Annotated in this window: 20 protein-coding genes; 5 read left to right on the top strand and 15 right to left on the bottom strand. The window is 39.0% G+C overall.

All coding sequences use genetic code 11. The annotated features are described in order from the left end of the window. Window positions 1–77: 77 nt before the first annotated feature. The 5 genes from lonB to ACFWDE_RS15500 form a co-directional block, all read right to left on the bottom strand. Complete coding sequence (gene lonB, locus ACFWDE_RS15520) at window positions 78–1748, bottom strand: ATP-dependent protease LonB (protein WP_002112070.1); 1671 nt, start codon at window positions 1746–1748, stop codon at window positions 78–80. A gap of 106 nt (window positions 1749–1854) precedes the next feature. Continuing rightward, window positions 1855–3114, bottom strand: coding sequence for an ATP-dependent protease ATP-binding subunit ClpX (clpX, locus tag ACFWDE_RS15515; protein ID WP_002145523.1), 1260 nt, complete (start codon window positions 3112–3114; stop codon window positions 1855–1857). 264 nt (window positions 3115–3378) lie between these two features. After that, window positions 3379–4656, bottom strand: a complete 1278-nt coding sequence (tig, locus tag ACFWDE_RS15510; protein WP_002145522.1) for a trigger factor — start codon at window positions 4654–4656, stop codon at window positions 3379–3381. Between the two features lie 310 nt (window positions 4657–4966). Next, window positions 4967–5965 (bottom strand): hypothetical protein, encoded by a 999-nt coding sequence (locus tag ACFWDE_RS15505; RefSeq protein WP_002145521.1) that lies wholly within the window; start codon window positions 5963–5965, stop codon window positions 4967–4969. Between the two features lie 197 nt (window positions 5966–6162). Then, window positions 6163–6411: a hypothetical protein gene (locus ACFWDE_RS15500; RefSeq protein WP_002145520.1), complete on the bottom strand. Its 249-nt coding sequence runs from the start codon at window positions 6409–6411 to the stop codon at window positions 6163–6165. 315 nt (window positions 6412–6726) lie between these two features. Here ACFWDE_RS15500 and ACFWDE_RS15495 point away from each other — a divergent pair, with 315 nt between their 5' ends. Then, complete coding sequence (locus ACFWDE_RS15495; RefSeq protein WP_002160347.1) at window positions 6727–7341, top strand: PH domain-containing protein; 615 nt, start codon at window positions 6727–6729, stop codon at window positions 7339–7341. Window positions 7342–7655: 314 nt separating this feature from the next. Here ACFWDE_RS15495 and ACFWDE_RS15490 read toward each other — a convergent pair whose 3' ends face one another. The 6 genes from ACFWDE_RS15490 to ACFWDE_RS15465 form a co-directional block, all read right to left on the bottom strand. Next, a complete protein-coding gene (locus ACFWDE_RS15490) occupies window positions 7656–7901 on the bottom strand; it encodes a hypothetical protein (RefSeq protein ID WP_377893237.1) in 246 nt (81 codons plus the stop codon). 291 nt (window positions 7902–8192) lie between these two features. Next, a complete protein-coding gene (locus ACFWDE_RS15485) occupies window positions 8193–8354 on the bottom strand; it encodes a hypothetical protein (RefSeq protein WP_377893236.1) in 162 nt (53 codons plus the stop codon). Window positions 8355–8395: 41 nt separating this feature from the next. Continuing rightward, the gene (locus tag ACFWDE_RS15480; RefSeq protein ID WP_377893235.1) at window positions 8396–8635 is read right to left on the bottom strand and encodes a DUF4148 domain-containing protein; all 240 of its coding nucleotides are present in this window, start codon (window positions 8633–8635) and stop codon (window positions 8396–8398) included. 99 nt (window positions 8636–8734) lie between these two features. After that, the gene (locus ACFWDE_RS15475; protein ID WP_377893234.1) at window positions 8735–9508 is read right to left on the bottom strand and encodes a hypothetical protein; all 774 of its coding nucleotides are present in this window, start codon (window positions 9506–9508) and stop codon (window positions 8735–8737) included. A gap of 26 nt (window positions 9509–9534) precedes the next feature. Beyond that, complete coding sequence (locus ACFWDE_RS15470) at window positions 9535–9774, bottom strand: hypothetical protein (RefSeq protein ID WP_377893233.1); 240 nt, start codon at window positions 9772–9774, stop codon at window positions 9535–9537. Then, window positions 9771–10037, bottom strand: coding sequence for a helix-turn-helix transcriptional regulator (locus ACFWDE_RS15465; RefSeq protein WP_377893232.1), 267 nt, complete (start codon window positions 10035–10037; stop codon window positions 9771–9773). The genes ACFWDE_RS15470 and ACFWDE_RS15465 overlap by 4 nt, the downstream gene beginning before the upstream one ends. Before the next feature lie 291 nt (window positions 10038–10328). Between ACFWDE_RS15465 and ACFWDE_RS15460 the strand changes: the two genes are divergently transcribed. Beyond that, on the top strand, window positions 10329–10568 hold the full coding sequence (locus ACFWDE_RS15460; RefSeq protein WP_098656211.1) for a hypothetical protein: 240 nt from the start codon (window positions 10329–10331) through the stop codon (window positions 10566–10568). Between the two features lie 16 nt (window positions 10569–10584). Here ACFWDE_RS15460 and ACFWDE_RS15455 read toward each other — a convergent pair whose 3' ends face one another. The 4 genes from ACFWDE_RS15455 to ACFWDE_RS15440 all read right to left on the bottom strand — a co-directional run bounded on the left by ACFWDE_RS15455 (window position 10585) and on the right by ACFWDE_RS15440 (window position 12943). Then, window positions 10585–10941, bottom strand: a complete 357-nt coding sequence (locus tag ACFWDE_RS15455) for a hypothetical protein (protein WP_377893231.1) — start codon at window positions 10939–10941, stop codon at window positions 10585–10587. Further along, entirely contained in the window at window positions 10931–11908 is a 978-nt protein-coding gene (locus ACFWDE_RS15450; RefSeq protein WP_377893230.1) for a hypothetical protein, read from the bottom strand. Before ACFWDE_RS15450 ends, ACFWDE_RS15455 begins: the two co-directional genes overlap by 11 nt. 49 nt (window positions 11909–11957) lie before the next feature. Further along, complete coding sequence (locus ACFWDE_RS15445) at window positions 11958–12236, bottom strand: hypothetical protein (protein ID WP_377893229.1); 279 nt, start codon at window positions 12234–12236, stop codon at window positions 11958–11960. Window positions 12237–12349: 113 nt separating this feature from the next. Next, window positions 12350–12943 (bottom strand): helix-turn-helix domain-containing protein, encoded by a 594-nt coding sequence (locus ACFWDE_RS15440; protein WP_377893227.1) that lies wholly within the window; start codon window positions 12941–12943, stop codon window positions 12350–12352. A 1653-nt stretch (window positions 12944–14596) separates the two neighbouring features. Between ACFWDE_RS15440 and ACFWDE_RS15435 the strand changes: the two genes are divergently transcribed. The 3 genes from ACFWDE_RS15435 (at window position 14597) to ACFWDE_RS15425 (ending at window position 17650) form a co-directional block, all read left to right on the top strand. Further along, the gene (locus ACFWDE_RS15435; RefSeq protein ID WP_377893225.1) at window positions 14597–15172 is read left to right on the top strand and encodes a recombinase family protein; all 576 of its coding nucleotides are present in this window, start codon (window positions 14597–14599) and stop codon (window positions 15170–15172) included. Between the two features lie 877 nt (window positions 15173–16049). Then, entirely contained in the window at window positions 16050–16631 is a 582-nt protein-coding gene (locus ACFWDE_RS15430; RefSeq protein ID WP_098500339.1) for an AbiV family abortive infection protein, read from the top strand. A gap of 425 nt (window positions 16632–17056) precedes the next feature. Further along, complete coding sequence (locus tag ACFWDE_RS15425; protein ID WP_098656218.1) at window positions 17057–17650, top strand: helix-turn-helix domain-containing protein; 594 nt, start codon at window positions 17057–17059, stop codon at window positions 17648–17650. Window positions 17651–17743: the final 93 nt, after the last annotated feature.

Below are 17743 nucleotides of genomic sequence, written 5' to 3'. Positions count from 1 at the left end.
CTCACGAAAAGAAAAAAGACTCCGCTTAAGCATACAAACTTAAACGAAGTCTGGCAAATCTTTATTATTGTATATTCTCACATTGATTGCGCATCTGTTTCATCCAAAGCAGTATGTGCATCAAGCTCACGATGCATATTTTCCTGCATAAATGTTAATTCAAATACTTCTTTTAATTTGCGAACAGGAATGATCTCAATTCCCTTTATTGTATACAAAAATGGTTGCATGTTTTCAGCCGGAATGATGACTTTCTTAGCTCCCGCTTTTTTCGCAGCTTTTATTTTTGCGTATACACCACCAATAGGCTTCACTTCTCCGTGGATACTTATCTCACCCGTCATCGCTACTTCATTATTCACATACGTACGATGCACTGCTGAATAGACACCTGTTGCCATAGCAATACCTGCTGAAGGACCATCAATCGGGATACCACCAGGAAAATTAATATGTATATCATACCCTTCTGGCAACACATCTAGAGAACGAAGTACTGTTAACACATTATCAACAGAACCTTTCGCCATACTTTTACGGCGAATTGATTTCGTTTGGCTACCAATACTTTCCTCTTCTACAATTCCAGTGACATTTACTGACCCTTTATCTTTCGCAGGAATAGCTGTTACCTCAATTTCTAATAACGTACCTGTATTCGGCCCATATACAGCAAGCCCGTTCACAAGACCGATTCTTGGAATTGGATAAATACGTTTTTCGTACTTTGGTGTAAGCTGACTAGAATGAACAACCCACTCAATATCTTCATCTTTAATGAAAGGTCGTTCTTCATTTATCGCCATACCAGCAGAAATTTGCACGAGATTAATTGCTTCTCGTCCATTTCTTGCATACATTCCAATCATTTCGATACCGTTCTCACCTACTTGCATTTCCACTTTGTCAGCTGCATTTTTCGCTACTTTTTGAATTTCTTCTGTATCTAATTCACGGAAGAACACTTCTAAACAACGCGACCTAATTGCAGGAGGAATTTCCTCTGGCGAACGCGTCGTTGCACCAACTAAGCGAAAATCTGCAGGTAAACCTTTTTGAAAAATATCATGTATATACGTTGGAATCATCGAATTTTCTTCACTATAGTACGCACTTTCCAAAAATACTTTCCGATCTTCTAACACCTTTAGCATTTTATTCATTTGAATTGGATGTAATTCACCAATCTCATCAATGAACAAAATACCACCATGCGCATCTGTTACAGCCCCTTTTTTCGGTTGCGGGATACCCGCTTGCCCCATTGCACCTGCTCCTTGATAAATCGGGTCGTGCACTGAACCAATTAATGGATCCGCAATACCACGCTCATCAAACCTAGCTGTCGTTGCATCAAGTTCGATAAATGTTGCATTTGTACGAAATGGAGATTTCGGATTTCGTTTCGCTTCTTCTAATACAAGGCGTGCTGCCGCTGTCTTTCCGACACCTGGCGGACCGTATATGATCACATGTTGCGGATTAGGACCACAAAGAGCCGCTTTTAACGACTTAATCCCGTCTTCTTGCCCTACAATGTCTATAAAGGATGTAGGACGTACCTTTTCCGCAAGTGGCTCTGTTAAAGAAACCTCACGCATTTTACGAAGCTGCTCTAATTCTTTTTTCGATTCTCGATCAATTGAAACTTTTTGTGTTCGCTGATTTCGAAGTAAGTGCCAAAAATACAATCCGACAATTACGCCAAAAACAAGTTGAACAAGTAAAAATATATTTGTCCAGCTCATAATTCATTTCCTCCCGCTATGTTTTACCTTTTAGTATTTCCTGGGAGGAATAGTGCTAAACATAAAGAAAAACAGCAATTATAAAAATTGCTGTTTCTTCTTCGCATTATGCAGATGTTTTTGTATCAAGTACAGTACCGTCTTGTAACACCAATTTCGGCGGTTCATTATCAGCTACTGTTTCTTTCGTAAGAATACACTTCTCGATATCTTTGCGAGATGGCAGTTCGAACATTACATCAAGCATCAAGCCTTCAATAATAGAACGAAGTCCACGAGCACCTGTTTTACGTTCAATTGCTTTTTTCGCAATCTCAACTAGTGCACCTTCTTCAAACTCTAACTCAACATCGTCAAGCTCCAATAGTTTTTGGAATTGCTTAACAAGTGCATTTTTCGGTTTAGTTAAAATATCTACAAGAGCATCTTCATCAAGCGGCTCTAGGTTCGCAATAACTGGAAGACGACCGATAAACTCCGGAATTAAACCGAATCTTAAAAGATCCTCTGGTAAAACGTGAGATAAAACATGCTTCTCATTTAAATCAGCATTTTTCTTCTCCGCACCAAATCCAATTACTTTCTCACCAAGGCGACGTTTAATAATAGGCTCGATGCCATCAAACGCTCCACCACAAATGAATAGGATGTTCGTTGTATCAATTTGAATAAACTCTTGATGCGGGTGCTTACGACCACCTTGAGGTGGAACGCTTGCTACAGTACCTTCTAAAATTTTCAGAAGTGCCTGCTGTACGCCTTCACCAGATACATCACGTGTAATTGATGGATTTTCGGACTTACGTGCCACTTTATCAATCTCATCAATATAAATGATTCCTTTTTCCGCTTTCTCTACATCATAATCAGCTGCTTGGATTAATTTTAGTAAGATGTTTTCTACATCTTCCCCTACATATCCAGCTTCTGTTAAAGATGTTGCGTCCGCGATCGCAAATGGAACATTTAAAATACGCGCTAATGTTTGTGCCAATAATGTTTTACCACTACCAGTTGGCCCAATAAGTGAAATATTACTCTTCGCCAATTCTACATCATCAATTTTGCTGTTAGAATTAATGCGTTTGTAATGGTTATATACCGCTACCGCTAGTGCTTTTTTCGCGTTATCTTGTCCGATGACATACTCATCTAAGATTTCACGAATTTCTACCGGTTTCGGTACATCTTTGAATTCTACTTCTTCGTCCTTCGCAAGCTCCTCTTGTACAATTTCAGTACAAAGCTCGATACACTCGTCACAAATGTAAACACCTGGACCTGCAACTAGCTTTCGAACTTGCGTTTGTGTTTTACCACAGAAAGAACATTTTAGTTGACCTTTTTCATCATTAAATTTAAACATATTTTCACACCCCTTACAAAGTGCTAACCTCTTGCCTTCGTATGTACACGATAAATGTATCGTATGTAAATACATATTATGTCACTACGTGGCGAGAAATACAAATAATATGACTAGTTATGTACAAATAAAAAAATTTTAAAACTTTTGAAATATGTATATTCGACTTACAAAGGAACTTTTCCTTCTTCATCGAAAAGTTTTATAAATATATTTCTATATTTATAAAACAAGGCACGATTAAAATCGCGCCTTGTTATTTTATTATGCAGCGTTGTCTACTAAGAAGTCTACAGCTTTACGCACTTTAAGGTCTTCAGATAAAGCGTCTACGCTTCCAAGAGCTTGCTTGATAGCGTCTACTGGCATACCGTACATTTCAGCCATTTTTTCAACTTCTGCAGTTACTTCTTCTTCAGTAACTTCGATGTTTTCAGCTTCAATGATAGCTTCAAGAACAAGATTGATTCTTACACGTTTTTGTGCATCCTCTTTCATTTGCTCTTTTAATTTGTCAGCGTCAGTACCTGTGAATTGGTAGTAAAGCTCAAGGTTCATACCTTGTTGGCTTAAACGTTGCTCGAATTCACGAACCATACGATCTAACTCAGTGTCGATCATAGCTTCTGGAATGTCGATTTCAGCGTTAGCAGCAGCTAATTCTACTACTTCGTCACGTACTTTGTGCTCAGCTTCGTGCTTTTTGCCTTCTTCTAAGTTTGTACGAAGTTTTGTTTTTAATTCATCAAGAGTTGTAACTTCTTCGTCAGCATCTTTAGCGAACTCGTCGTTTAACTCAGGAAGTTCTTTTGTTTTGATTTCGTGAATTGTTACGTTGAATGTTGCTGGTTTACCAGCTAATTCAGCAGCATGGTACTCTTCTGGGAATGATACTTCAACTTCTTTAGAATCACCAGATTTAAGACCAATTACTTGCTCTTCGAAACCTGGGATGAAAGTACCAGAACCGATTGCAAGAGAATAGTTTTCGCCTTTTCCGCCTTCAAATGCTTCGCCATCAACGAAACCTTCGAAGTCGATTACAGCTGTATCACCATCTGCAACAGTTCCTTCTTCTTTAACAACTAGTTCAGCTTGACGCTCTTGTAAAGCTTTTACTTCGTTCTCTACATCCTCGTCAGTTACAGTTGTTTCAACTTTTTCTACTGCTAAACCTTTGTAATCACCTAATTTAACTTCAGGTTTTACAGTAACTTTTGCAGTGAAAATTAAGTTTTGGCCTTTTTCGAATTTCTCGATGTCAATCTCAGGATGAGCAACTGGGAAGATACCAGCTTCATCGATTGCTTCACCGTATGCTTTTGGTAAGATGATATCTAAAGCATCTTGGTATAAAGATTCAATACCAAAGCGTTGTTCGAATAATGGACGAGGCATTTTTCCTTTACGGAAACCTGGTACATTAATTGTTTTTACTACTTTTTTGAATGCAGCGTCGATAGAGTTATTTACTTCTTTAGCATCAACTTCGATTGTTAAAACGCCAACGTTACCTTCTAATTTTTCCCATTTTGTAGACATTTATTCTTTCCCTCCAACTATAATAATGTATGCACATACCTCTATAGATTAAGATTTTTATTATCTCTTTTTTGAAATAACAAATGTACAAGTAACCCTCTAGCAAAAAGCTTTCAGATACAATGTTCCAATCTACTAATTGTCTAAAAGACAACTACGGTATATTTTGTTCGAGACTAATATGAAACATATTAAGTAAGAGAATTATACTCCTCTTCTCTTACAAACGGGCAGATTTCTGCCTTTTGCAACCCTTACATTATAACATAGAATGTGCTCGTTTCAATAACTGAACGATTCTTTTTCATAATTATACGGGCAAATACCCTTCTCTTTCAATGCGCAGTAACCATTGATAGGCAATATGGAATTCCTCAAACTCAATATTGTATGCTGTCATAAGTTCTTCTTCATCAATAGCCAATCCGAAACGCTTTCTTCCAATTCTCTCTAAGACGGCAGCCCAAATTTCTACTTTATCCATTAATAGAGGGAATGGGAAAATGCTAATTTGTAATTCTTTCCAGTATGTAACCATTGCATCAAATATATCCGGATAATTTTGCTCTAATCGGTTTGAGAATTTATGTATAATTTTATCGGATTGCTCCTCATTATGACCTGCAAATGCTGGAATCACCCTTATCGTATTCCCAAACTTCTCTACTTCTATCTCTTCTTCTATTTGATTTTCTACCATTTTATACAAAATAGAAGTTTTTAAATAAGGGTGCTGATCTTCGTCTATTAAAAATTTCTTTAAAGTAGGAAGCGCGAGATCCAGGTCTTTTAACGAAAGTTTCTGGATCACTCTTAGCTTTTGACCAAAGTTTTCTCCAAAAAGCCCCTCGGTAAATTCTTCTAATTCAAAATTCGAATCCACTAGCGGTATATTTTCTTCATTCAGCATCCCTTGCGCAAACAAAGCAAGCTGTGCCAATTTTTCCTTTTGCTCAGGAATTATATCTTTCGTTTGCAAAACTTCCTCAACAGTTTCGATGACACCTTCATAATCATTTGTTTGAACTAAAATAGTTACATACGTTTCAAGAATATCACCAAATAATACAGCTCCTGTTTCAAGCAACTGCTCACATTTTTCTTTCGCTTCTTCCATATGTTTTAATTCTAGCAAACAAATAACTGAAGCTAATTCTGTTTGTTCCGTTTCTGCATTATACTGACGTAATATTTCAAAGCAGCGCAATGCATCTTCGAATTCCCGCTCTTTCAACGCTAAAAAACCTTTATCAATATAGCGTTCTGATAGTTGCGGAAACAATACGACCGTATTTTCTTTTTTATCCATACGTCCGCCTCTTTTTCTAGATTTTAATGATCTTCAAAGTAAATATATCAAATGCGTAATGAGAACACAACATTCCAAAATTATTTATTTGAAATATAGGAATATTCGATTTTCGCAACAAAAAAGCAACAAACTTTTAAATGAAATTCATTTTTCACAAACAAAAACCCTCAGCAACAGACGCAGAGGATTCATCATTAACGGAAAGCTTTTATAATTGTGGGGTATATAACAAGGGTAATAATTTGGAGAACAATAATTGCCATAACAATCATGCTGAAATAGAAGATTGGTTTACTTTGCTTCATTAAAAACATAATAATAAGCATCGTACAAGCAAACAAACTTAAAAAGAACAAACTTGTTGTCGAACTAAGTATACCACTCGGGACAAAGAACAATAAAACTACACTACAAGTACCTATAATTCCAAATAACCATTCCATTCATTCACTCATTCCCTTTCCCTCTCATGGCAGTTTTTTCTACGCTACTAAATGTTTTACAACATCAATTACATATGTTAACTTTTCATACGCCACAAACCCAAAAGCTACTGTTAAACCCGTTACGATTAACCCTTTCATCATCTCTTCCTCCTCATTTATCGTTGTTATCTTCATTATAGAGGATTAGTAATTTGTTACCATCGAACTTCCTTACACTTACCTTACAGAATTGTAAGATTTCAAAAAAAGACTTCAAATCATGATATTATTTTTTTGTACAATTAAGAATTTAATTTATAAGGGGGATTATATATGTTCAAAAAAATGGCTGCTGATGTTTTAGGATTAAGCGATGTAGGTTCTGTCATTACACCAAAAGATTATGATAAGGTTGATGCTGATGATTACGTGATGCATGAAGATGGGGAGAAAATTTACTTTCTTATTAAATCAAAATCAGATGAATATTGCTTTACAAACAAAGGATTAATTCATCTAGATGGTACAAGCGCGACAAGCAAAAAGCGTACACTACGCCGATATAGCTATAGTAAATATCAAATTAAAAACGTAGCACTTGAAACTGCAGGCACAATTGATTTAGATGTAGAAATTAAATTTCATATGGGAGATGAGCATTACTCAATTGATGTTCATAAAAAACATATTGAAGAATTAAAAGATTTATATAAGGCTCTTCTTAAAATCGAAGAAATTTCATACGACAACGATATTACATTGCAGTATGCGCATAAAAGTTTAGATATGGCCTCTAACACTTTTAGCCGTATTACAAATGCACAAGTAAATTTAGCAGAACAATTTAAAGAGATGAACGAGATCGCCTTTAACTGGCTTGTTGATACGAAGAAACAATATAACGTGAAAGATTATGGTTTTGTCTTTGAGAAGTTTATTAATAACTAATTTAAAACAAATAAAAAACCTTGTTATCAAAAGATAACAAGGTTTTGTTAGCGTCCCAGGAGAGATTCGAACTCCCGACCCGTCTATTACCTACGATATATAAACGATTCTTTTCTTCGTTTGCTGAGCGTACATTTTGGCGGTCAACTGACCGTTTTTGTTAATTAATATTATACGCTATAGCGCAGTTCTACGTCAACGTTGAAGGCACTCTTATTCTATCGATTTCCCTATGCGTGATTCTGACGCATTTAGACGATACTACCGTAAGCAAAAAGTTATCGGTCTAGAATCGTTAATCTCGGCATACTGAATTACTCAAAAAGGGACTGTAATCCTATTATCCTGAAAGGTTTAAAAGCTGGTTGACCTCTTAGTGCTTCAAAAATTTCTTTTCGATAACGCTTAAAGTGTCTCGCATATATTACTACTTCTCCATCCTTTATTTTTTTCAGTGTAACTGTGCGCCCATTCATATTCTTATGTCCCACAATCGTAAGTGCTATAACTATCTTGTTCCCACCCTCAGATACATCTTTTATCACTGCACTACTATTCATTCTCGTCCCCCTTTCTAAGATCCGTGTAGTTCTCGCCGTATTTTTCAAAGAAGTCGAAAAGCGCCTTTAATCATTTGCCATTCGTACGTTCTATTAATCTTGTATAGTTCATATTCTACACTTGCATGCATAATATTTCCACTAAACAACTCACTATTTTAGAGAATCTTCTGATAATATCTACATTCGAATCTATCGAGATCGTTGTACGGGTGTTCTGCACGCTTATTTATGCATAAAAAAGAGCGAAGTCCGTTAAGACCTCGCTCAGTTTCGCCATTCCTCTTCGCATTAATTTGAGTTCAGATGTCGAGACATTGCCATCCCATGAATTACGATCGGCGCCGCCTTCTTCTTTTGTACGTTTCCTGCGGGTTGGATATGTCTAGCCGTGATCATTCCCGATCGTGGTTGCCTTGTTTCTTCTTTTGCCTTCTCATTGATCTTCGTCATCTTGTCGCATCCTTTCATAATTAAATCGATTCCCTCACTGATCAGCGCCAACGATCAAATATATCAGCCTCGTTAATTCCACCACTACCCCTTTTCGGTTGGTGTACGATCTTCCAGTTTGGCGCGATTTCGTTGCCTTCGTTCACTATAACGTAGTCATTTCCGTACTTGCTGCGAGCCGTATCGATCAGCGCCGATAGATCCGCTTCTAGTTGTGTTTTAGATTTCTTTCCTTGCTTCGCTTCGCACTTCGTAGTTCTGACGTATGTAGTAGTTTCCATTTTCGTTCCTCCTTCGATGTTGTCGCTACATAGGAGAACCGTCGGGAAGCCGCAGCAGATCCGCCACAACTTCGACCTTCCGTCCCAATCTCACTTCGCTTATTGGATGACTGCGCCTGTCATGTCGGCGTGTTCCATCTGTACTTGTAGAATGCGATCACGATGCACGGTCTTATATGTTTCCGTGTCGTTCGCGTATTCGGTTAGATATTTCGAGAACTCATTAAACGCCGCGCCATATTTCGCAGTATCTACGAATGCACCATTTTTGATAGATTCGATCGTTTGTAATACTTCGAATGCTTCGCCCGCTCCTTCGACTTGTGTAGCGCGAACTAGTTTATTGTGTGTATTCCCTAACGCTTGTCGAACCTTGTGCGATGCCTCTACGTTTCCGCCTGCGCTTTGTAATACCGCTTGTCCTAGCTCGAAAAATTCGTTTTGAATGGATCGCGCTAACGTTGGATGATCCGCAGCTTGTACCATTTGTTCTAAGAATTCCGCAGCTCGTGTCGGATTGGGCGCGAATAATACTCGACCTTTTAACTCTTTCATTTTCGCATTGAATATCGTTTCTTTATTCTTATCGACCTTCGACGGCTCTTTGTATAGATCTCTTTCCGCTAACATATGAGCCTCGCTGATCAATTTATCGTGAGCTGCTTTTTCTTGATCAATCAGGGCGATCATTAAAACCTCGTGTTTTCGTTTTAATTTATCGATCTGTGCAAACTGCCCTTTTGCCGTTAACATATCGTTACTTCTGATTTTTTCCTGATTCTCTCGGAAAAGTTTTTGCATCCCTAGTACCTTTCCTGTGAAATCTCCTTTGATCTTGCTAGCTTCTTGAATTAGGTTTTTTGATGTTTTCATTTTTGTATCCTCCATTTAATTTCGTTTTATTTTTGTTTTCTTTGATCATTCTGATGTAGATAATTGGCGCGGCTGATCACATACAATGCAGCAGCATCGCGCGTCTTTCTTCGTTTAGCTTGTTCGTATAGCCATCGCAGCGAACTAATATTGATCGGTAGCTCGCCTGATTTTAGCGGCGTCGGCGTGACCTCGATCCCTGCGAGCTGCAAAAGATCTTCGTCGCCTTCGATCGTTATGTAATCGCCATGTTGTTTTATGATCATAGTCGCTCGTGCGCCTTTCTTTGTAGCTGCTTCATGATGTCTTGCGTTTGGATCGCGTAAAATCGCGCATCGATTAACTTGAAATTCTCTTCACCGACAAAATTAACGATCTTCGCCACGCTCTCGGCGCTACATACTGATCGATTAACCTCCCACGCTGAGACGCTTTTTTTGTCCACTCCGATTAAATCCGCTAGTTCTCGTTGTGAAACGTTTGCCAACGCTCGGATCAATCGCAGTTTGTCGCCTGTAATTTGATACATTCTTTTCGCTCCCTCTGATGTATACACCGTTGACCGGTTGAGATCCGTATAATGTACCATCGTATATTTTTAAAAATATGGCAGCGGGGGAACCCGCCACCGCATCATATGTCGTCTTGCGAACGTAACATATTGACGCCTACGTAAATTCGAACGAAGACTGGCACTGACGGCGATTCAGCTTACCGCCCAATTGTGTTAATCGTGTACTAGGATCAATGCCCCTCGCCGTGGATCGGGAAAATCCTACGGCTGGCACTAAGAAGAAAGGAAGGATGAAGAAAGCGATATATGTCCCGTGTTGCCGCGCTAGTAACTAACGTCGGGAAGCGCTATTTACTAGACCAATGGAGAGAGCAGCAAGGAAAGGAAGAAGAAACCCCGCCGCTAATGGAAAACGATCAAACCTACTCAAAAAGTAGGAAACTAGAAGGAGAAAAAAGAAGATCTTCTTCTCATACTATATGTACCTCTGAGAACTACTTATTTGTATACAATGATCCATTTTCTTTAGATTTTATTCCATCGTGACTTTCTCCCGCATATTTTAGGCGATCGCCTTCGCCTGATCAGGTCGGTTATTTTTTAACGCCTCTCTGATCGCTTTGCTTTTCTTCACCTTCTCGATATGACACGGCTTGCAATGCGCTTTCCTTCCGCCTCGTCCGTTTTTAGCGAACTGATCTAACGGTTTTAGCTCTTCGCATTTTTTACAATATCGATGTTCAATCATCTCCCCGTCGATTTCTACGGAGATGATCAGCGTTTTCTTATTTGTGTTACGTGTGTAGTTATTGCACGGTTTGCATCTCGATTGCAGTCCGTCGGGCTTCGCTTTACATTCGTGGAACTGGTTGAGATCCTTCGATTTTTTGCAGTATGAGCATTGTTTCTTATGCTGCATTATGATCGCCTCCTTCCTCGTGCTGCTTGATCAATTCCGTAATCCCTATGATTCCCGCATGAGTTACGTATAATTGACGATATGTAAAGCCGTTTAATTTACTTTCTCGATCCTCGATTTTAAACCAACCTTTATTACGATATTCGCCGACTGGACGATAAGATCCACTTGTCTTTCTCATCGATAATACTCCCAAAATTTGCAGCTCTGATCGTACCGCCTGCGATGACATCCCGTCGAGATGGTAGGCGCCGAGATCCGCTAGTGTAATCAGACTATCATCTTCTACGTACCTCTTTATTTTTTGTTCCGCTGCTGCTCGTTTCTCATTCGCATATTGAATGATAGTTTCGTAGGAATCGATAACCTCGGCGGGCATATCGCCAATTAATGCATCATACTTCGCTGCCTTTTCACGCAGCTCGATAAGTTCCGCATCGATCGCCTTGGTTCTCGTATGATCGTCCGCATTATCCCGAATATTTAATAGTTGGTCACGCACTGCTACGGCGATCTTGCTATCTTGTAATAACATTCCGAATCGTAGCACGGCACGGATCGAGAACAGTCCCATTGTTGAGTTAGGTATTTTCATTGCCGTACCGTCTGCAAACTCTACATTATAAGCGCCCTTTTCGATCGTATATGTGCGGTGTGACAACGTGTCACATAGTAACTTTTTACCCGTTGTTAAGATATAACCGTCGCTTTGAATTTCTTCGCGGTGACGAGAATAAACTTTTCGAATCGTTGCGGGATCAGTTTCGTAGAAATCAGCGATCTGACCAACCGTCACCATTTCGATATTAGGCAGCAGTACAACCGCTTTAACTTTTTCTAATATATCGATGCGATCCGCTAGTTCGTCGCGTTTTGTTCTCGCGTCGATGATATCGGCTACCTTTTCGATCGCCTGTGTATTGAATGCCTCTTCATTTAGTATGATTTCGATTTTTGTGTTTTTCATTGTTGTTATCCCCTTTTAGTTTTTATAGTTTTTCGTTTGTTTCATAATTCTAGTTGTTGAGTTCGCGCCCATCATTGAGCGTGATCTCTACGGAACTTTTCGCATTTATTTTGGACGAACTATGCAAATTCTCGTTGATCAGCGTTTTATTTTCCGCTGTGCCTTCCGTATTCAACTCGACAACAAGATCAGCCGATGTTATGCCGAACCCAACCGCATAGTTACGTTTTTTCTTTCGCTTACGTTTCTTTTTCTTCGCTGCTGCCGCTTTTTTCTCGTCGGGTAGATCTAGATAGCGACGATCAGCTTCAGGGATTTCGATGTACATCGCGAAACCTCCGATCATTTTTATTTAATTTTTTACGCTAGCCATACAAATAGATAGCGCTTAGAGGTCTAAGGAACGATTGATAATCATCAAGGCTTCGCGGTAGACACCGATTAAAATTCGCAGTCCACTTCGTTCGCCTGCTTCGCTGCTTCCCTCCGCTGCTGATCCCCTTTCGCGTATTCCTCAGCGCATTTCGTGCGGTGTGTCTTGTCTTTATTACGATGGCTATCGATGCTTTTCGCGAAATCATTATGAAACGCTGCTGCTCGTGGGTATCGTTTGAAAAGCTCGCTCTTTTTCAGCGGTCGCAGTGGGCGATATCCGTTCGATAATCCCAAACCGCGGCGAATGACTTCGATTAGTCCAACGTCTTGCAGGATTTTTATATTATTCGCTACCGTTCGGACACTTTTATGTAGCATCTCGGCTATAGCATATTGAGACGGGAATGCGCATCCATATTCGGAATTGTATAGCTGAACAATATAGTCATAGATTATGATTGTATCGGCGGTGAATCCGTATTCCTGCAATGCTAGGTAGTCCATAATACTAGCGGGCTTTTTGATAAATCCGTCGCCCTCTTCCCTTGCATTTTTATCGTAGAATGGATTCGGATCGTGATCGGCGGTGATCGCCTTTAATTCTCTGTTTAATTCCTTTTGAAAATCCTTTTTTGCTTTTGCCTGTGCTGCTTGCGTCATAATTACCATCCTCCCTTTTTCTCTTACGTTAATATAGACGCTGTATGCATTACATTTCGGGTCAAGTCATGAAATATATTTCATAAAAGATCCGAACTACTCTCCGTGCATATAAAGATTTAGGTTATAAAGATTTAGGTTATAAAGATTTAAAATAATTCTGCTTCGAATTGAAATACGCATTCTTGCAGTGATAACGGTTTGTAGGAAACTCGCTATTTTGGGACTGGGCGCAGCCTTGATAAATAATAAAACCGACGCCGATCCGATATGATTAACTGATGCGTAGATCTTCGATAGAAAAGAGAAGAAAGATCGCCTCCCCTCGTTCCGCTCGTCCCCTCCACGAAGTCCTCCTGATCCGCTGCCCTCGTCTCTATAGGCGCGTGGATCCTGATCGTTTGGTCAACTGCTGCGAAAATTTATATCGGCGGATCTCGCTTATATATAGAAGAAACGCGACTACCTGAGTTAAAAATTATATGCGCGAATTTTTATCGAGTGGTGATCGTTTAAATTATCGGGGGTTGGGTAACTTCGTGAGGTAGATCGATCGGGCTGCGCTAGAAAGTAAGTCGACATCATGTCCATTTACTCGATTTGGCTGCGTCAACGTCTTCCCAAACATTGGCGCCAACTTTCAGTGGATCGGGCTGCGCTGCTGCGGAAAGTATTGAGACACCGTGTCCCGTTACTTTTACGCCTTGAGTTAAAAATGGTGTGCGCTTTGTTTGTACGCTTGCTGCTGGCTATACAAGGGCGGCGTTGGGGGGTTGGTGGATTTTTCCGATTTGGGATGCTGCTCTATATCCGATCAATTTAAAAGCTCCGCAACGAAGCGAAAGGATGCTTTAAAGAGATTCGAAGTTTCCGATCAAGAAAGAATCACGAAAAGAATTACGAAGAAAGAAAGTAAATGAATTCAATCGCGAACTTAATTCGATTCGATTCGATGCGAAGAAAGAAAGAAGATCATTAACAACAAACGAAACACAACGCGAAGATGATCACGAACTTAATCGATCAGACTTTAATCATTCGAAGAAGACAACAAAGAAGAAGATCAATAACAATTCTTTAAACGAATTCAATCGCAGCAAACAAAGAAGACAACGAACAAGAACGATCCTGATCCGCTGCTGCTGCGATCCATACGATATGATACATAGTTATGTGGTACGCCGTGGCGTGGTCGTATGCCATACGCTGATGTGGTGGTAATGCATAGCGTACGTTGTAAGACGCCTGCGCCCCTCTCTGGGAACTTCTAGGTTATTCGGATACACTTGCGTATATGATCTTATGTGTAAGCCTGTATAAGCGTACCTATATACGGCAGGTCATATCGGGGTAATGGTATCGGGGTATCTCGAATAGAGTGCGGGCTATTGGTCGATCAGATACATGGCTAGGTATGGTGGCGTGTTCTTCGTAGGTTGGTCGAATGGCATGAAGGTGTATCATAACATAAAACATATAGCGATCTATTATAATACAGTTATATATCGTGGGCGTGCTTTCATAAATAAACCTTCATAACTTAACAGTATTGACGGGGTTTTTGACGTGTGATAAGATAGCTACACAAGACACCTTCATAACTTACCTTCAAAAATAAAGGCGAAGGAGAGGGCAAAAAGGAGAAGATAAACTATGAAATACGGATATGCACGAGTGAGTACATTAATGCAGGATCTAGAGGCGCAGGAGATCGCCCTACATAATGCAGGATGCGATATCATTTATAAAGAGAAATTCACGGGAACAACGAAAGATCGTCCGCAGTTCATCGAATTAATGGAGAAGATCAGCGAAGGCGATACGCTTGTAATAACGAAGCTCGACCGATTTGCAAGATCAACAAAGGATGCGATTGAACTCGTAACAGATCTATACGAAAAGGGCGTGATCGTACACGTATTAAATCTAGGCGTGATCGATCGATCTACCGCAGCAGGTAAATTAATGTTTAATGTATTCGCTGCATTCGCAGAGTTTGAACGCGATATGATCATTGAACGTACTCAGGAAGGAAAGGCAATCGCTAAGCAGCGTCCCGACTTTAAAGAAGGACGTCCGAAAAAGTTTAACGAGCAGCGACTAAAAGAGGCGTTAGAACTTCGCGAGAAAATGAGTTATTCGATGAAGAAAACCGCAGAGGTTACGGGTATTTCATTATCGACATTAGAACGATATGCACGGAAACAACGAGCGGCATCGATAAAATAGATCGGTGTCTTTTTGGTATGCGCTGAAATCCTTAGACTTCCAACGCTATGAGATTTGTAGTAGCTTCGTAATTTAATTCGAAAATATTTACGCTAGTCGAGGCGATCAGGTCGGGCGGATCTACTGCGAATGAAAACCCCCTGATTTCGGATCGGCTCTCTCTATATGGTGCCGTGCTGATGTAGCGAAGAGAATGCGCCGATAATCCTACCGATCTACACGAAGTACTACACATATGTATCGATGCGTGACGAATAATAACGATCACTACTCGCAACCTATCATAAATCACTACCGAAATGTAGCGAAGTGTACCGATCCCTATGAGTTTCGTATATACGTAAATGAATGTAACTATTTACGTTACACGTAAACCACCGTAAACCCTACTCTCGCAAGGGATCCGCCGTTTCATCGAAAATATTACACGAGTTTACATTAAGGTTAGCGCCAACAAAATGCCGACGTTTATGCATAAATAGTAAACGTTGTTATTATGCGGTTTACGCATCGCTTGCATAGCGTAATAGTGTATACGATTTACAGTAATTGAAGGGGGGCGTTCGGAGGATGGACATCCGTCACAAGCTTTCGGCTGGTAATATGTAACGTAATGTATAACGGTGAGAGTACGCTTCTTTGTTCAGTTTTGTTAAATATACGAAAAAAACGCGGAGAAGCGAAGTCTAGGAACGAGGAAAAATGAAAAAAGTATCGAAATTTTACTAGAGTGCATGCGGTTGGAACGTACTCTATCAGAGAGAGCTGAGTGGCTTTCTTTTTTGTTTCCTGTAAAAATGGTAAAATTGGAATATATTATAAATTTTTTTGAAGGATCACCTTATGGGGAAATTAAGTCGAAAGGGAGAAGCTGAATATGAATATAAATAATTACAAAATAAAGGATTTAGAAAAGGCTTATACTCTAATATTTGAAAACGCTAAAGAATTAATAGAGGAATCTGAAATACTTTTAGCCAACGAACGATTTGCAAGATCATATACCTTGTCACACATAGCTTCAGAAGAATTATCAAAATTGCCAATTTTATTTAGGGTTGCCACAGACATTCATTTCAAAATAAAAGTTAATTGGAAAGACGTTAATAAAGACTTACGTGACCATGAAGGAAAATTAAGAAGAAAGTTTATACAGCAACAAATCCTATTAAATCCAAAGGGGTTTAATGATGAATTACTAAAGTTTATAAAAGACAAGGCGAAACATTACAATACTTTAAAAAATGATAGTTTATATGCTGGCATTCGCAATGGAGAATTTACTAAACCAAGTCGTACTATCGATAGAGAAATTGCCGAGGCGAATATTCAAGTGGTAAAAGAAGAATTAAAACTACATGAAATGACAAAATATCACTTAATAGGATTTAGTAAAGCTCTAACAAAAGCAAATAAGCAAGATTTTCTTTCACTTACATTTAGAGATAAGACTAATTAAAGGAATGCAAATCCCAACAGGCTTGTTACCTATGTATTAAACCCATACTTTGTAACAAGCTATCAGAATACGCATGCTTATTATTACGTTTCAATTTTTTGTACTATTACACTCGCTCATTTTGTCTCCCTACAATCACCGTCAATTTAACCTCACAGTTTAATTTATTCGTTATTCATTATATATTCTTCTGTTCTCCTACCGATCTACACTTCGCTTAGTTAGCGGTAGTCACTTTCTTCCTCCACCTATCGTAGCCAGTGGCGTTATTTTTTCGTTCTTCCTTAATATCTGATATTACGCTCGGACTCTACCCTCAATTATTAATAGTGGACATACATTAATCACTTTACAAATGCGATAACGCATGTTAACGTGTAGATAACAATAAAATATGCGTTACCGCACTAATCGGGAGGATTCGAATGATTTTAAATAAAGTAATTGGAGTTGAAGAAGCTGCAGTTTTATGGAACTTATCGCCTGGATACATAAAAAATCTATGCGCAAAAGGTGATGTACTATCAAAAAAGATAGGGAAAACATGGGTAATCGATGCTACACAAGGACATCCCGCATTACGTTTGTACATAAAGAATATACAAGGAAGCCCATTTCTAAAGGAAGTATGTATAAGCGAGGATTCTAAAAACGTCAACATTCAATACGTTAATTCTTTCGAAGAATACGTTGCACTAAATGAAAAAACGGGCAATGACGCTAAAGCATACGAAGAATATTTCGGAACAGGCGATAAGATTAATAAAATACTAACTCAAGAAAGCGCTCGCCTACTACGCCAGTTTTCGTTTTTAGATAACGTCTCGATCAATATTCCTTATAAAGGATTAGTTCATGAAATCAAATTGAATCGGGATAAATTTAATGCTTATTTAGGCTATAAAATAGAGGATTTAAACGTCCAGGATAGAACGTGGCATCAAGAATTCCTAGAAAAGCACGCATATCCAAAAGAAGATAGAGCTAGACTTGTAAATGAATTCGTAGTAGTAAAGTGATTTCTGAATCTAGCCTATGACGATTAAAGCCGCTTGAGATAGCGGCTATTTTTCCTTGATATGGAAGTGTATATTATATGATAAAATATAAAT

The sequence above is a fragment of the Bacillus sp. NPDC060175 genome (assembly GCF_042728695.1).
In the GTDB taxonomy this organism is placed as follows: Bacteria; Bacillota; Bacilli; order Bacillales; family Bacillaceae_G; genus Bacillus_A.
Note: the sequence above shows the minus strand (reverse complement) of the source record. Positions and strands in the feature narration are given on the sequence as shown.

What these genes read in the sequence shown, in the direction of transcription:
- lonB (WP_002112070.1), bottom strand. Translation starts at nt 1,748, where the DNA reads ATGAGCTGGACAAATATATTTTTACTTGTTCAACTTGTTTTTGGCGTA.
- clpX (WP_002145523.1), bottom strand. Translation starts at nt 3,114, where the DNA reads ATGTTTAAATTTAATGATGAAAAAGGTCAACTAAAATGTTCTTTCTGT.
- tig (WP_002145522.1), bottom strand. Translation starts at nt 4,656, where the DNA reads ATGTCTACAAAATGGGAAAAATTAGAAGGTAACGTTGGCGTTTTAACA.
- ACFWDE_RS15505 (WP_002145521.1), bottom strand. Translation starts at nt 5,965, where the DNA reads ATGGATAAAAAAGAAAATACGGTCGTATTGTTTCCGCAACTATCAGAA.
- ACFWDE_RS15500 (WP_002145520.1), bottom strand. Translation starts at nt 6,411, where the DNA reads ATGGAATGGTTATTTGGAATTATAGGTACTTGTAGTGTAGTTTTATTG.
- ACFWDE_RS15495 (WP_002160347.1), top strand. Translation starts at nt 6,727, where the DNA reads ATGTTCAAAAAAATGGCTGCTGATGTTTTAGGATTAAGCGATGTAGGT.
- ACFWDE_RS15490 (WP_377893237.1), bottom strand. Translation starts at nt 7,901, where the DNA reads ATGAATAGTAGTGCAGTGATAAAAGATGTATCTGAGGGTGGGAACAAG.
- ACFWDE_RS15485 (WP_377893236.1), bottom strand. Translation starts at nt 8,354, where the DNA reads ATGACGAAGATCAATGAGAAGGCAAAAGAAGAAACAAGGCAACCACGA.
- ACFWDE_RS15480 (WP_377893235.1), bottom strand. Translation starts at nt 8,635, where the DNA reads ATGGAAACTACTACATACGTCAGAACTACGAAGTGCGAAGCGAAGCAA.
- ACFWDE_RS15475 (WP_377893234.1), bottom strand. Translation starts at nt 9,508, where the DNA reads ATGAAAACATCAAAAAACCTAATTCAAGAAGCTAGCAAGATCAAAGGA.
- ACFWDE_RS15470 (WP_377893233.1), bottom strand. Translation starts at nt 9,774, where the DNA reads ATGATCATAAAACAACATGGCGATTACATAACGATCGAAGGCGACGAA.
- ACFWDE_RS15465 (WP_377893232.1), bottom strand. Translation starts at nt 10,037, where the DNA reads ATGTATCAAATTACAGGCGACAAACTGCGATTGATCCGAGCGTTGGCA.
- ACFWDE_RS15460 (WP_098656211.1), top strand. Translation starts at nt 10,329, where the DNA reads ATGTCCCGTGTTGCCGCGCTAGTAACTAACGTCGGGAAGCGCTATTTA.
- ACFWDE_RS15455 (WP_377893231.1), bottom strand. Translation starts at nt 10,941, where the DNA reads ATGCAGCATAAGAAACAATGCTCATACTGCAAAAAATCGAAGGATCTC.
- ACFWDE_RS15450 (WP_377893230.1), bottom strand. Translation starts at nt 11,908, where the DNA reads ATGAAAAACACAAAAATCGAAATCATACTAAATGAAGAGGCATTCAAT.
- ACFWDE_RS15445 (WP_377893229.1), bottom strand. Translation starts at nt 12,236, where the DNA reads ATGTACATCGAAATCCCTGAAGCTGATCGTCGCTATCTAGATCTACCC.
- ACFWDE_RS15440 (WP_377893227.1), bottom strand. Translation starts at nt 12,943, where the DNA reads ATGACGCAAGCAGCACAGGCAAAAGCAAAAAAGGATTTTCAAAAGGAA.
- ACFWDE_RS15435 (WP_377893225.1), top strand. Translation starts at nt 14,597, where the DNA reads ATGAAATACGGATATGCACGAGTGAGTACATTAATGCAGGATCTAGAG.
- ACFWDE_RS15430 (WP_098500339.1), top strand. Translation starts at nt 16,050, where the DNA reads ATGAATATAAATAATTACAAAATAAAGGATTTAGAAAAGGCTTATACT.
- ACFWDE_RS15425 (WP_098656218.1), top strand. Translation starts at nt 17,057, where the DNA reads ATGATTTTAAATAAAGTAATTGGAGTTGAAGAAGCTGCAGTTTTATGG.